Here is a 12,646-nt window from a genome sequence, read left to right as displayed (position 1 = left end):
AGCGAATCAACCTCGATTTCGCTATTACACCAGCACGCGCTCGATACCGCCATTGTTCGCGCTTTCGACATACTGTTCCATCCAGTTTTCGCCGAGCACCTTGCGCGCCATTTCCACGACGATATAGTCCGCCTCGATGTTGGCGTCCTCGTTGTAGCGCGACAGGCCCTGCAAGCACGACGGGCAGCTCGTGAGGATTTTCACGTCCTGGCCATTCGGTTGCGGACCGTCGCCGGCCTTGAGCACCGAGCCCGGTTGCGCGCCCGCCGCACCGGCCGCCGCGTTCGCCATGTTGATGGCGTTCGCGCCCGCTTCGGCGACGAGCGGGATTCCGCGCAACCTGGCCGCGCCCTTGCGGATCTCCTCTTCCTTGCGGAAGCGCACTTGCGTCGAAATGTCGGGCCGCGTGACCGCCAGCGTGCCCGACTCGCCGCAGCAACGATCGTTCTTCTCGATCTTGTAGCCGTCGTTCTTGGAGCCCATCAGGTCGTTGACGAGCTTGACCGGGTCCATCGTCTTGATCGGCGAGTGACACGGGTCGTGGTACATGTAGCGCGTGCCCGTCACGCCGTCGAGCTTGATGTTCTTTTCGAGCAGGAATTCGTGAATGTCGATGATCCGGCAGCCCGGGAAGATCTTCTCGAATTCATAGCCCGCAAGCTGGTCGTAGCAGGTTCCGCACGACACGACCACGGTCTTGATATCGAGATAGTTCAGCGTATTCGCGACCCGATGGAACAGCACCCGATTGTCCGTGACGATCTTCTCGGCCTTGTCGTACTGCCCCGAGCCGCGCTGCGGATAACCGCAGCACAGATAGCCCGGCGGCAGCACGGTCTGCACGCCCGCTTCCCACAACATGGCCTGCGTCGCGAGCCCGACTTGCGAGAACAGGCGCTCCGAGCCGCAGCCGGGGAAATAGAACACGGCTTCCGAATCGACGGTAGTCGTCTTCGGATTGCGGATGATCGGAACGATCTTGTTGTCTTCGATATCCAGCAGCGCGCGCGCCGTCTTCTTAGGCAGATTGCCCGGCATCTTCTTGTTCATGAAGTGGATCACCTGCGTGACCACGGGCGGCTTGCCGACCGTCGCGGGCGGTTTCGCCGTCTGCTTCTTCGCGAACTTCTTCAGCACGTCGTTGCCGAAGCGCTGCGCCTTGTAGCCGACACCCATCATCGCGGTGCGCGCGAGATTGATGGTCTGCGGATTCGTCGCATTGAGGAAGAACATGCCCGCCGCGTTGCCCGCGTTGAACTTCTTCTTGCCCATCTTGCGCAAAAGATTGCGCATGTTCATCGTGACATCGCCGAAGTCGATCTTCACCGGGCATGGCGTCACGCATTTATGGCAGACCGTGCAGTGATCGGCGACGTCGTTGAACTCGTCCCAATGCTTGATCGATACGCCGCGGCGCGTCTGCTCTTCATACAGGAACGCCTCGACCAGCAGCGAAGTCGCGAGAATCTTGTTGCGCGGGCTGTACAGCAGGTTCGCGCGCGGCACGTGCGTCGCGCAGACCGGCTTGCACTTGCCGCAGCGCAGGCAGTCCTTGATCGAATCGGAAATCGCGCCGATATCCGACTGCTGCATGATGAGCGACTCGTAGCCCATCAGCCCGAAGCTCGGCGTGTAGGCGTTGCGCAGGTCCGCCCCTTCGAACAGCTTGCCCTTGTTGAAGCGACCGTGCGGATCGACGCGCTGCTTGTACGCGCGGAAATCGCCGATTTCCTCTTCGGTCAGAAACTCCAGCTTGGTGATGCCGATACCGTGCTCGCCCGAAATCACGCCATCGAGCGAACGCGCGAGCTTCATGATGCGCGCCACCGCGTGATGCGCGTCCTGCAGCATCTCGTAGTTGTCGGAGTTGACAGGAATGTTGGTGTGCACGTTGCCATCGCCCGCATGCATGTGCAGCGCGACGAACACGCGTCCGCGCAGAACCTGCTTGTGGATGGCCTGCGCTTCGTCGAGGATCGGCTTGAATTCGCCGCCGTTGAAGATCTGACGCAGTTCCGCGCGAATCTCCTGCTTCCACGAGATGCGCACCGTGCGATCCTGCGCGACGTGGAAGATGTTCGCATCCGGCTGCACGTCGACGCGATCCGCGAGCTTTTCGGCGAGCGCTGCGTAGCCGAGATTGACGAGATAGTGCTGCGCCTCGCGCAACGGCATGTCGAGCTTTTCGCTGACGAAGGTCCAGCGCTCGCGCACGCGCTTGAGCAGGTCGAGCGCCTGCTGCACGCGATCTTCGAGGAGTTCGGCGCTGGGAATTTCGTTCGCGTCGTCGGTCTTGCCGAGCGGCAGCTTGCCGGTGCGGAAGAACGCTTCGAGCGCATCGACGAGTTGCAGCTTGTTCTTGATCGACAGCTCGATATTGATGCGCTCGATGCCGTCCGTGTACTCACCCATGCGGTTGAGCGGGATCACGACGTCTTCGTTGATCTTGAACGCGTTCGTATGCTTTGCGATCGCCGCGGTGCGCGAGCGGTCGAGCCAGAAACGCTTGCGCGCCTCGGCGTTCACGGCGACGAAGCCTTCGCCGCTCTTGCCGTTGGCCATGCGCACGACTTCGGAAGTCGCGGCGGCGACGGCATCGGCGTCATTGCCGACGATATCGCCGATCAGCACCATCTTCGGGAAAGCATTGCGCTTGCTCTTGGTCGCGTAGCCGACCGCGCGCAGATAGCGCTCATCGAGATGCTCCAGGCCGGCGAGAATCGCGCCGCCCTGCTTCGACGTTTCGAAGAGATAGTCCTTGATCTCCACGATGCTCGGAATTGCGTCGCGCGCCTGGCCGAAGAATTCGAGGCAAACGGTGCGCGTGTGCGCGGGCATCTTGTGCAGGATCCAGCGCGCGGACGTGATCAGCCCGTCGCAGCCTTCCTTCTGCACGCCGGGAAGGCCGGCGAGGAATTTGTCGGTGACGTCCTTGCCGAGCCCTTCCTTGCGGAACGTGCGGCCGGTGATGTCGAGATTTTCGGTACGCAGAAGTTTCTCGCCCGGCGGACGATTGCCGTCGAACCAGTCGAGCCGGAAGCGCGCCACTTCGACGTCGTGAATCTTGCCGCAGTTGTGATCCAGACGCGTGACTTCGAGCCAGTTGCCTTCCGGATCGACCATGCGCCACCACGCGAGGTTGTCGAGCGCCGTGCCCCACAACACGGCCTTCTTGCCGCCCGCGTTCATCGCGACATTGCCGCCGACGCACGATGCATCGAGCGAAGTCGGATCGACGGCGAACACAAAGCCCGCCTGCTCGGCCGCCTCGGTGACGCGCCGTGTGACGACGCCCGCGCCGGAGAAAATCGTCGCGACCTTGTGATCGACGCCCGGCAGATCGGTCATCTCGACGGGACCGAGCTGCTCGAGCTTTTCCGTGTTGATGACGGCCGAGAACGGCGTGAGCGGAATCGCGCCGCCCGTATAGCCGGTGCCGCCGCCGCGCGGAATGACGGTGAGTCCCAGTTCGAAGCACGCCTTGATCAGGCCGGCGATTTCGCCTTCGGTGTCCGGCGTCAGCACGACGAACGGGTATTCGACGCGCCAGTCCGTCGCGTCGGTGACGTGCGAGACGCGCGACAGGCCATCGAACTTGATGTTGTCTTTCTGCGTCTCCTTGCCCAGCACGCGCGAAGCGCGCCGGCGCAAGTCGGCCATGCTGCCGAACTCGGAGGCGAAGTCGTCGACGGCGCGGCGCGCGGCGGTAATCAGCAACTGCACGCGCTCGGCGCGCTCGCGGCTGCCGGCTTCGTCGCTATGCGCGGTGAGATCGGCGCTGCGGCGCTTATCGATCTCCGTGAGCCGGTGATTCAGCGCCTCGACCAGCAGCGCGCGGCGCTTCGGGTTGTCCAGCAGGTCGTCCTGGAGATACGGATTGCGCCGCACGACCCAGATATCGCCGAGCACTTCGTACAGCATGCGCGCGGAGCGGCCCGTGCGGCGCTCGTTGCGAAGTTCGTCGAGCACGGCCCAGGCTTCGTCGCCCAGGAGCCGCATGACGATTTCACGATCGGAGAACGACGTGTAGTTATAGGGGATTTCGCGCAGACGGGGCTCGACATCGAGCGCCAAGGCGGCATGGGCGCCGTTCGGATCGAAGGCTTGAGGTGCGTTCATGTTCGACGGTTCGGTGTGCCGGCGGGCGCGCTTCGAAAAGCGGAAACGCCGACGATGCGCGTGGGGGCGCAAATTTTCGAATGAGACTTATCTTGGCGAAGGCCGCCGGGTCACGCAGCGTGAAACGCGGCGAAGTGAACTCCATCACGGCGCCTTCGATGTGCCCTGGATCAACGCCACGATCGCGCGCGGCGCGCATGCCGCTCGGCCGCCGGGTGCGACGCGCGGGAGACATGCGCCCAAAAATCGATCCGAAGCTGCCGGTGCATCTGCCGATCCTGATTGCTGATTCGTAAAAGGAAATTCTAACTCATCGCGGTGACGCGCGTTCGCGGTTGCTAGCAGCGAGAAGGGGCTTTTGCGTGCGCATTCGCGACGCGTTCGTGTCATTTTCGACGCTTTTTTGCACGACCGTCCGGACGGTAGAAACGCATGGCGTGCCCGGAGGGCGCGCGGTTGGCGCTATCATTAATGCTTTCGCCCTCAAAAACCCGCGCGCACCGTTGCCGCGTGACGATTCCACGCATGACACATCCCGACTACCTGAAGAAAGTGCTGACCGCGCGCGTGTACGACGTCGCGCGGGAGAGCGAGCTCGAACCCGCGCGCATCCTGTCGGCGCGTCTGCGCAATTCCGTGTTCCTGAAGCGCGAGGACAACCAGCCGGTGTTCTCCTTCAAAATTCGCGGCGCTTACAACAAGATGGCGAATCTGTCGGCGGACGAACTCGCGCGCGGCGTGATCACGGCGTCGGCGGGCAATCATGCGCAGGGTGTGGCGCTGTCGGCGGCGCGGCTCGGCTGCCGTGCGGTGATCGCAGTGCCGACCACAACCCCGCAGGTCAAGATCGACGCGATCCGCGCGCATGGCGGACCGACCGTCGAAGTGGTGCTCGCGGGCGAATCGTACAGCGACGCGTACGCGCGCGCCGTGCAGCTTCAGGAAGAGCGCGGCCTGACCTTCGTGCACCCGTTCGACGATCCGGACGTGATCGCCGGACAGGGCACTATTGCCATGGAGATCCTGCGCCAGCACCAGGCCCCGATTCACGCGATCTTCGTGCCGATCGGCGGCGGTGGACTCGCGGCGGGCGTCGCGGCGTACATCAAGGCGGTGCGGCCGGAGATCAAGGTGATCGGCGTGCAGACCGAGGATTCCTGCGCGATGGCGCAGTCGATCGAGGCCGGCAAACGCATCACGCTGAACGAAGTCGGGCTGTTTTCGGATGGCACGGCGGTGAAGCTCGTCGGCGAGGAGACGTTCCGGCTGTGCAACGAGTTGCTCGATGAAGTCGTCACCGTCGATACCGACGCGCTTTGCGCAGCGATCAAGGACGTGTTTCAGGACACCCGCAGCGTGCTCGAGCCGGCGGGATCGCTCGCTGTCGCGGGCGCCAAGCTCTACGCGGAGCGCGAAGGCATCGAAGGCAAGACGCTCGTCGCGGTGACGTCGGGCGCGAACATGAACTTCGACCGCATGCGCTTCGTCGCGGAGCGCGCGGAAGTCGGCGAGGCGCGCGAAGCCGTGTTCGCCGTGACGATTCCAGAAGAGCGCGGCAGCTTCAGGCGCTTCTGCGAGCTCGTCGGCACACGCAGCGTGACGGAATTCAACTACCGCATTGCCGATGAAAAGGCCGCGCATATCTTCGTCGGCGTGCAGATCAAGTCGCGCAAGGAAACGGCGCAGATGATGTCGTCGTTCGTCGAGCATGGTTTCGCGACGGTCGACCTGTCGCACGATGAACTTTCGAAACAGCACATCCGTTACATGGTCGGCGGTCATTCGCCGCTCGCACGGGACGAACGCCTGCTGCGCTTCGAATTCCCGGAGCGCCCGGGCGCGCTGATGAAGTTCCTGTCGTCGATGGCGCCGGACTGGAACATCAGCCTGTTCCATTATCGGAATCAGGGCGCGGATACCAGCTCGATTCTCGTCGGCATTCAGGTGCCGCAGTCGGACAACGCGGAGTTCGAGCGCTTCCTCGCGACGCTCGGCTATCCGTGGTGGGACGAAGGCGCGAACCCGGTGTACAAGCTGTTCCTGGCTTAAGCAGCGATGCCGAAGTTCACGCTCGAAGACAAGCTCGTCGTCGCGATTTCGTCGCGCGCGCTTTTCGATTTCGAGGAAGAGAACCGCGTCTTCGAGACGGGCGATCTCGCCCAATACGAAGCGTTGCAACGTTCACGGCTGGAGACGCCCGCGAAGCCGGGCGTCGCGTTCGGGCTGATCCGCAAGCTGCTCGCGCTCAACGCGGGCGAACAGCGCGTCGAAGTGGTGATTCTGTCGCGCAGCGATCCGATCAGCGGTCTGCGCGCGTTTCATTCGTGCCGCGAGCATGGTCTCGCGATCGAGCGCGGCGTGTTCACGCGCGGCCGCTCGCCGTTCGCGTATCTGAAGCCGCTGCGGGCGTCGCTGTTTCTGTCGGCGAATCCGCACGATGTGCGCGACGCGCTCGCCGCCGGTTTTCCTGCTGCGCGCGTACTGCCGGAAACGCCGCGCGCCGCGAGCCGTTATGCGGACGAGATTCGCATCGCGTTCGACGGCGACGCCGTTCTGTTCTCCGACGAAGCCGAGCGCATCTTTCAGAGCGAGGGGCTCGGCGCGTTCGTCGGCCACGAAACGCAAAAGAAGGATTCGCCGCTTCCCGGCGGCCCGCTCAAACCGCTGCTGGCGGCGTTGAACAAGTTGCAGCGCATCGCCGACGACAACGAAAGCAAGTCGCCGATGCACATCCGCACCGCGCTCGTCACCGCGCGCTCCGCGCCCGCGCATGAGCGCGCGATCCGCACGCTGATGGCCTGGGACATCGAAATCGACGAAGCGATGTTTCTCGGCGGCCTCGACAAAGGCGAATTCCTGCGAGAATTCGAGCCCGATTTTTTCTTCGACGATCAAATTCGCCACTGCGAATCGGCCCGCGTCGTCACCGCGACGGGGCATGTTCTCAGCGGCATTGCGAACGCATCATGACACCCGATCAATCTCCGCTCGGCAAGCCCGTCCACTACACCGAACAGTACGACGCATCGTTGCTGTTTCCGATCGATCGCAAGCGCGCGCGCGATTCGATCGGCGTGCCCGCGCGTCTGCCGTTCTTCGGCACGGATATCTGGAACGCCTATGAATTGTCGTGGCTGAACCGGCGCGGCAAGCCGCAGGTGGCGGTCGCGACCTTCTTCGTGCCGGCGGACTCGCCGAATATCGTGGAGTCGAAGTCGTTCAAGCTGTATCTCGGCTCGTTCGCGCAGACGCAGTTCGATTCCATCGACGACGTGCGCGCCGCCATCAAACGCGACGTATCCGCGATCTGCGGCGCGACGGTGTCGGTACAGCTCGCGGCGCCCGGCGACTTCGGCAAGCTGACGATGGAAGAATTCGACGGTTTGTCTCTGGATCGACTCGATCTCGATTGTGAGGTTTTCACGCCGGATCCGTCGCTCCTGAAGGCGGCGCACGACGAAACGCCGACCGATGAGACGCTGTTCTCGAATCTGTTGAAATCGAACTGCCCGGTGACGGGACAGCCGGACTGGGGCAGCGTGCAGATTCGCTACTACGGCGGACAGATCGATCATGCGGGATTGTTGCGATACATAGTTTCTTATCGCGGACATACCGGGTTCCATGAGCAATGCGTCGAGCGCATCTTTATGGACATCATGCGGGAATGCAGACCGGAGCGGCTGGCGGTGTATGCGCGATACACGCGGCGCGGCGGGCTCGACATCAACCCGTTTCGGACGAACTTCAATCTGCCGATGCCGGATAATGCGCGGCTGGCGCGGCAGTAAAACAGATTAATGATGACGCGGCTCTGCTTTCGATGAACCAGAGCCGCGATCGCGCTTACGCCTTCTTATAAGCCACGCAATCCACCTCGACCTTGCAGTCGATCACCATCGACGACACCACGCACGCGCGCGCCGGCGGATTCGCGCCGAAGTACTCTTTGAAGACCTTGTTGAACGACGCGAAATCGCGCGGATCGTCCAGCCACACGCCGCAGCGCACGACATCTTCCGTGCCGTAACCGGCTTCCTTCAAAATCGCGAGCACGTTCTGAATCGCCTTGTGCGATTGCTCGACAATGCCGCCGTTGATCACCTCGCCGTTTTCCATCGGCGTCTGGCCCGACACGAACAGCCAGCCATCCGCCTCGACCGCGCGTGCGAACGGCATGTGCGCGCCGCCTTGTCCCTTGCCACCTTCCACGCCATAACGCTTCATCGTCCTGCTCCTTTTTCCATGCGATAAGAATTCAAAACGCGCCCTGCGCATCGAGCTTCGATGCCGCGCCGCGCGCCACGAAACGTCCCGCGCGCGCGCCGGTCACGGCCTGCTCGCGATACGTCAAAACGCCATTCACCCACACCGCGTCGATGCCGTCGGCCGCCTGCTGCGGCTTCGCGAACGTCGCGGCATCGCGCACACGCTCCGGATCGAACACGACCAGATCCGCGTGATAGCCGACCTTCAACTCGCCGCGCTCCGTCAAACCGAAGCGCCGCGCCGACAGGCTCGTCATCTTGCGCACCGCTTCCTCGAGCGAAATCAGCGCCGTGTCGCGCGCGTAGTGGCCGAGCACGCGCGGAAACGCGCCCCACAAACGCGGATGCGGCAGCGGATCGTTCGGCAAGCCGTCGGAGCCGACCATCGTCGCGGGATGCGAGAGGATGCGACGCACGTCGTCTTCCGACATGTTGTGATACACCGCGCCCGCCGGCTGCAGGCGCTTCGCCGCTTCCTGCTGGCTGACTTTCCACTCGTCGGCGACTTCGCGGATCAGCTTGCCCGCCATCTCCGGATGCGGCGTCGACCACGTGATCGTGATGTCGATATCGCCCGTGACCTGCTTCAGATCGAGCGTCGACGAACTCCGGTTGTACGGGTAGCAATCGCAGCCGACCGGCTGGCCGTCGCGCACGGTTTCCATCGACTTCAACACTTCCGTGCTGCGTCCCCAGTTCGACGGCCCCGCGCACTTCAGATGCGAGATCACCACCGGCACGCGCGCATGACGGCCGACGCGATACGCCTCGTCCATCGCATCGAGAATCGCGTCGAATTCGGTGCGCATGTGCGTCGTGTAGAGCGCGCCGGCTTTGGCGAGCGGCTCGGCCAGCGCCTGCACTTCTTCCGGCGGCGCGCTGAACGCCGATCCGTACGCGAGCCCGCTCGACAAGCCGAGCGCGCCGTTATCCAGCGCTTCTTCGAGTTGCGCGCGCATGCCCGCGACTTCATCGGCGCTGGCCGCGCGATCCAGCCGGTCCATATGATTATTGCGTAGTGCCGTATGCCCGATCAGTGCGCCGACATTCACCGCCGGACGCGCTTCGTTGACGGCATCGACATAAGCGGCGAAGGTCGGATATCTGAATGCGGTGGCGTCGCCGAGCAGGTTCATCGGATCGGGCGGATCGCCCTTCAACGTCACCGGCGACGCGCTGATGCCGCAATTGCCGACGATCACCGTCGTCACGCCCTGTGTGATCTTCGGCATCATCTGCGGCGAGCGGATCACGTGCGTGTCGTCGTGCGTGTGAACGTCGATGAAACCGGGCGCGAGCACTTTGCCCTCGGCGTCGAAGGTTTCATCGGCATGCCAGCCGGACAAGCCGCCCGGCGCCTCGATCGCCACGATGCGCCCGTCGCGCACGGCGACATCGCGCTCGACGGCGGGCGCGCCCGTGCCGTCGATCACGCGCGCGCCGACGATCAGCGTGTCGGCTTTCAACGATTCCATGATCAGTCTCCCAAAGGTTGACGCTCGCCGCCGCCGCGATGCGAATCGAGCGCGTGTTTCATGCGGCGCAACAGTTCGCGGCTGTGGTCGGCCTGCTTGACGGCCAGTTCGGTGACGAGCAAATCGAGCGCCATCATCATCGCGTAGCGGGACGACGACGGTTTGTAGATGAAATCCGTTTCGATCGCGATGACCGGAATCAGCCAGTCCGCAAGCGCGCCGAGCGGCGACGCGGGCGCGGTCAGTGCGATCACGCGCGCGCCGTACTGTTTCGCGAGCTGACAGCTTTCGACTATCTCCGGCGTCTGCCCCGTCACCGATAGCGCAACCACGAGATGTTCTTTCGATAACGTCGACGCGACCATCCGCTGCAACAGCCCGTCCTGATAGGACGCGACCGGCCGTCCGAGCCGCACGAGACGAAAACGCATCTCGTCGGCGAGGGCGGTCGAGCCGCCGCCCATGCCGAACACGTAGATCATCGATGCCGCGGCGAGCGCGTCCGCGGCTTCGGCGATCGGCGCGGCGGCGAGCGCGCCCTGATTCTGCGCGAGCGTCGCCTGCACTTCCTCGAAAATGCGCGCGGCGAGCGAATCGGGCACCGCATCAGGCTCGCGCTTCAGAAAGCGCTGACCCACGGCCGCCGCCTGCGCGAGCCGAAGCTTCAATTCGCGCACGTCCACGCAGCCGACCGCCTTCGCGAAACGCGTCACGGTCGCGATGCTCACGTCCGCCTTGTCGGCGAGCGCACCGATGCTCGCGCGCGATGCGCCCGTCAGGTCGTCGAGAATCAGCGCGGCGACCTTGCGCTCGGCGCTGCGCAACTCGGGCGCGCGCTCCGCGATGCGTGCGACGATGTCGAAACTGAGCATGTCGGCGTGGCCGTTCATATCGGGTTGCGGGTTTACGTGAAGCTCGTGTTACTAAATAACATTTCCATCGCGGATGCTACTTTGGTTAACATAGCACCGTCAACTCTGATGCGCATCGAGTCGTGCGCAAGGTTTATTTAAACGGACGATGGAGTAGCAGCACATGAAAGTTACAAACTATCAGAACGCGACGATCGACCCGTTCGGCAAGGGTCTCGGCATGGTGCCGGGCACGGGCATCCAGTTGAACGACGCGTCGCGCCTGCAATGGAATCTGCTCGAAGAGGACGTGAGCCTGCCCGCCGCCGTGCTCTATTCCGATCGCATCGAGCACAACCTGAAGTGGATGCAGGCGTTCGTCGGCGAATACGGCGTGAAGCTCGCGCCGCACGGCAAGACGACGATGGCGCCGCAACTCTTTCGCCGTCAGCTCGACGCCGGCGCGTGGGGCATCACGCTCGCGACCGCGCATCAGGTGCGCGCGGCGTATCGCGGCGGCGTGCATCGCATCCTGATGGCCAATCAGCTCGTCGGCAAACGCAACATGGGCATGATCGCCGAGTTGCTCACCGATCCGAATTTCGAGTTCTTCTGTCTGGTCGATTCAGCCGACGGCGTCGATCAGCTCGGAGAATTCTTCAGTTCCGTCCGCAAAAAGCTGAACGTCCTGATCGAGCTCGGCGTGCCGGGCGGACGCACCGGCGTGCGCGACGACGCGCAGCGCGATGCGGTGCTCGCTGCGATCGCGCGCTGGCAAGGCACGATCGAACTTGCGGGCATCGAGTTGTATGAGGGCGTGCTGCAGGACGAAACGAAAGTTCGCGCGTTCCTGCAAAGCGCGGTGGACGTCACGCGCAAGCTGATCGCGGACGGCAAGATCGCGCGCAAGCCCGCGATTCTCTCGGGCGCGGGATCGGCATGGTATGACGTCGTCGCTGACGAATTCGCGAAGGCCAACAGCGACGCGATCGAAGTCGTGCTGCGCCCGGGCTGCTATCTGACGCACGATGTCGGCATCTACAAGAAAGCGCAGAACGAGATCTTCGCGCGCAATCCGATCGCGAAGAAGATGGGGCAAGGTTTGAAGCCGGCGCTGCAGTTGTGGGCGTATGTGCAGTCGATTCCCGAACCGGATCGCGCGATCATCGGGCTCGGCAAGCGCGATTCCGCATTCGATGCGGGTATGCCCGAGCCGGCGAAGCATTATCGTCCGGGCAATGAAGCGCCGCGCGATGTTTCGCGCGACGAAGGCTGGGAGATTTTCGGCCTGATGGACCAGCACGCGTACTTGCGCATCAAGCCGGGCGACGACGTGAAAGTCGGCGACATGATCGCGTTCGACATCTCGCACCCGTGCCTGACCTTCGACAAGTGGCGTCAGATTCTCGTCCTGGATCCGAAATACCGCGTCACCGAGGTGATCGAAACGTTCTTTTAAGCTTTCACTTCGACGGCGGCCGCTTGCGACGCGTTCGCGGCCGCCACTTCCTGAATGCGTCCCTCGAACATGTGAAGCGCGCTCGACAACGCTTCGATCGCTTCATCGGGCAACGAAGCCATCGTGTCGTGCAGAAACGCGTTGCGACGCGGCAGGCTTTCTTCGGCCATCGCGCGCCCTTGCGCCGTCAGCGCGACATTCGACACGCGATTGTCGCGTGCATCGACGCTGCGCACGATCCAGCCGAGCCCTTCCAGCGTCTTCAACTGCCGCGTCAGCGCGCCCGGGTCCACCTTCAAACGTTCGACGAGCCTCTTCTGCGACAGCACGCCCGCGTGTTCATGCAACGCGAGCAGGATGCGCCAGCGCGGCATCGGCTGGCCGACGGCCGCCTCGAACGCCGACATGAACGCGCGATACGTGCGCCCGAACTGCTGCACCACGGCGATACGGTCCTGTTCATTCATGCTTTCG

Annotated in this window: 10 protein-coding genes; 5 read left to right on the top strand and 5 right to left on the bottom strand. The window is 63.4% G+C overall.

Annotation, left to right across the window (positions count from 1 at the left end; all coding sequences use genetic code 11):
- Positions 1-24 precede the first annotated feature (24 nt).
- Entirely contained in the window at positions 25-4,119 is a 4,095-nt protein-coding gene (locus tag NCR38_RS01600; protein WP_061117848.1) for an FAD/FMN-binding oxidoreductase, read from the bottom strand.
- A 92-nt stretch (positions 4,120-4,211) separates the two neighbouring features.
- On the opposite strand from NCR38_RS01600, the gene NCR38_RS01595 reads away from it, so the two are divergent.
- The 4 genes from NCR38_RS01595 to queF all read left to right on the top strand — a co-directional run bounded on the left by NCR38_RS01595 (position 4,212) and on the right by queF (position 7,910).
- The gene (locus NCR38_RS01595; RefSeq protein ID WP_250476267.1) at positions 4,212-4,415 is read left to right on the top strand and encodes a hypothetical protein; all 204 of its coding nucleotides are present in this window, start codon (positions 4,212-4,214) and stop codon (positions 4,413-4,415) included.
- Positions 4,416-4,644: 229 nt separating this feature from the next.
- Positions 4,645-6,168: a threonine ammonia-lyase, biosynthetic gene (gene ilvA, locus NCR38_RS01590; RefSeq protein ID WP_250476266.1), complete on the top strand. Its 1,524-nt coding sequence runs from the start codon at positions 4,645-4,647 to the stop codon at positions 6,166-6,168.
- Positions 6,169-6,174: 6 nt separating this feature from the next.
- Complete coding sequence (locus NCR38_RS01585; protein ID WP_061117850.1) at positions 6,175-7,089, top strand: 5'-nucleotidase; 915 nt, start codon at positions 6,175-6,177, stop codon at positions 7,087-7,089.
- Positions 7,086-7,910: an NADPH-dependent 7-cyano-7-deazaguanine reductase QueF gene (gene queF, locus NCR38_RS01580; protein ID WP_061117851.1), complete on the top strand. Its 825-nt coding sequence runs from the start codon at positions 7,086-7,088 to the stop codon at positions 7,908-7,910. The genes NCR38_RS01585 and queF overlap by 4 nt, the downstream gene beginning before the upstream one ends.
- A gap of 55 nt (positions 7,911-7,965) precedes the next feature.
- Here the strand turns inward: queF and NCR38_RS01575 are convergent, their stop codons facing one another.
- Genes NCR38_RS01575 through NCR38_RS01565 form a run of 3 tightly spaced genes read right to left on the bottom strand, consistent with a single transcriptional unit; the run spans position 7,966 to position 10,752 of the window.
- A complete protein-coding gene (locus NCR38_RS01575; RefSeq protein WP_106854831.1) occupies positions 7,966-8,346 on the bottom strand; it encodes a RidA family protein in 381 nt (126 codons plus the stop codon).
- Between the two features lie 31 nt (positions 8,347-8,377).
- Positions 8,378-9,862, bottom strand: coding sequence for an amidohydrolase family protein (locus NCR38_RS01570; protein ID WP_250476265.1), 1,485 nt, complete (start codon positions 9,860-9,862; stop codon positions 8,378-8,380).
- 2 nt (positions 9,863-9,864) lie between these two features.
- Complete coding sequence (locus tag NCR38_RS01565) at positions 9,865-10,752, bottom strand: MurR/RpiR family transcriptional regulator (protein ID WP_250476264.1); 888 nt, start codon at positions 10,750-10,752, stop codon at positions 9,865-9,867.
- Positions 10,753-10,897: 145 nt separating this feature from the next.
- On the opposite strand from NCR38_RS01565, the gene NCR38_RS01560 reads away from it, so the two are divergent.
- Complete coding sequence (locus tag NCR38_RS01560) at positions 10,898-12,172, top strand: amino acid deaminase (RefSeq protein WP_250476263.1); 1,275 nt, start codon at positions 10,898-10,900, stop codon at positions 12,170-12,172.
- On the opposite strand, the gene NCR38_RS01555 is transcribed toward NCR38_RS01560, so the two are convergent.
- On the bottom strand, positions 12,169-12,639 hold the full coding sequence (locus NCR38_RS01555) for a MarR family winged helix-turn-helix transcriptional regulator (protein WP_250476262.1): 471 nt from the start codon (positions 12,637-12,639) through the stop codon (positions 12,169-12,171). The two genes, NCR38_RS01560 and NCR38_RS01555, sit on opposite strands and share 4 nt — an antisense overlap.
- Positions 12,640-12,646: the final 7 nt, after the last annotated feature.

Source organism: Caballeronia sp. INML1 (assembly GCF_023631085.1).
In the GTDB taxonomy this organism is placed as follows: Bacteria; Pseudomonadota; Gammaproteobacteria; order Burkholderiales; family Burkholderiaceae; genus Caballeronia; species Caballeronia turbans.
Note: the sequence above shows the minus strand (reverse complement) of the source record. Positions and strands in the feature narration are given on the sequence as shown.

Bases quoted from the DNA above. Each gene is read 5' to 3' on its own strand.
- NCR38_RS01600 (WP_061117848.1), bottom strand. From the start codon at position 4,119: ATGAACGCACCTCAAGCCTTCGATCCGAACGGCGCCCATGCCGCCTTG.
- ilvA (WP_250476266.1), top strand. From the start codon at position 4,645: ATGACACATCCCGACTACCTGAAGAAAGTGCTGACCGCGCGCGTGTAC.
- NCR38_RS01585 (WP_061117850.1), top strand. From the start codon at position 6,175: ATGCCGAAGTTCACGCTCGAAGACAAGCTCGTCGTCGCGATTTCGTCG.
- queF (WP_061117851.1), top strand. From the start codon at position 7,086: ATGACACCCGATCAATCTCCGCTCGGCAAGCCCGTCCACTACACCGAA.
- NCR38_RS01575 (WP_106854831.1), bottom strand. From the start codon at position 8,346: ATGAAGCGTTATGGCGTGGAAGGTGGCAAGGGACAAGGCGGCGCGCAC.
- NCR38_RS01570 (WP_250476265.1), bottom strand. From the start codon at position 9,862: ATGGAATCGTTGAAAGCCGACACGCTGATCGTCGGCGCGCGCGTGATC.
- NCR38_RS01565 (WP_250476264.1), bottom strand. From the start codon at position 10,752: ATGAACGGCCACGCCGACATGCTCAGTTTCGACATCGTCGCACGCATC.
- NCR38_RS01560 (WP_250476263.1), top strand. From the start codon at position 10,898: ATGAAAGTTACAAACTATCAGAACGCGACGATCGACCCGTTCGGCAAG.
- NCR38_RS01555 (WP_250476262.1), bottom strand. From the start codon at position 12,639: ATGAATGAACAGGACCGTATCGCCGTGGTGCAGCAGTTCGGGCGCACG.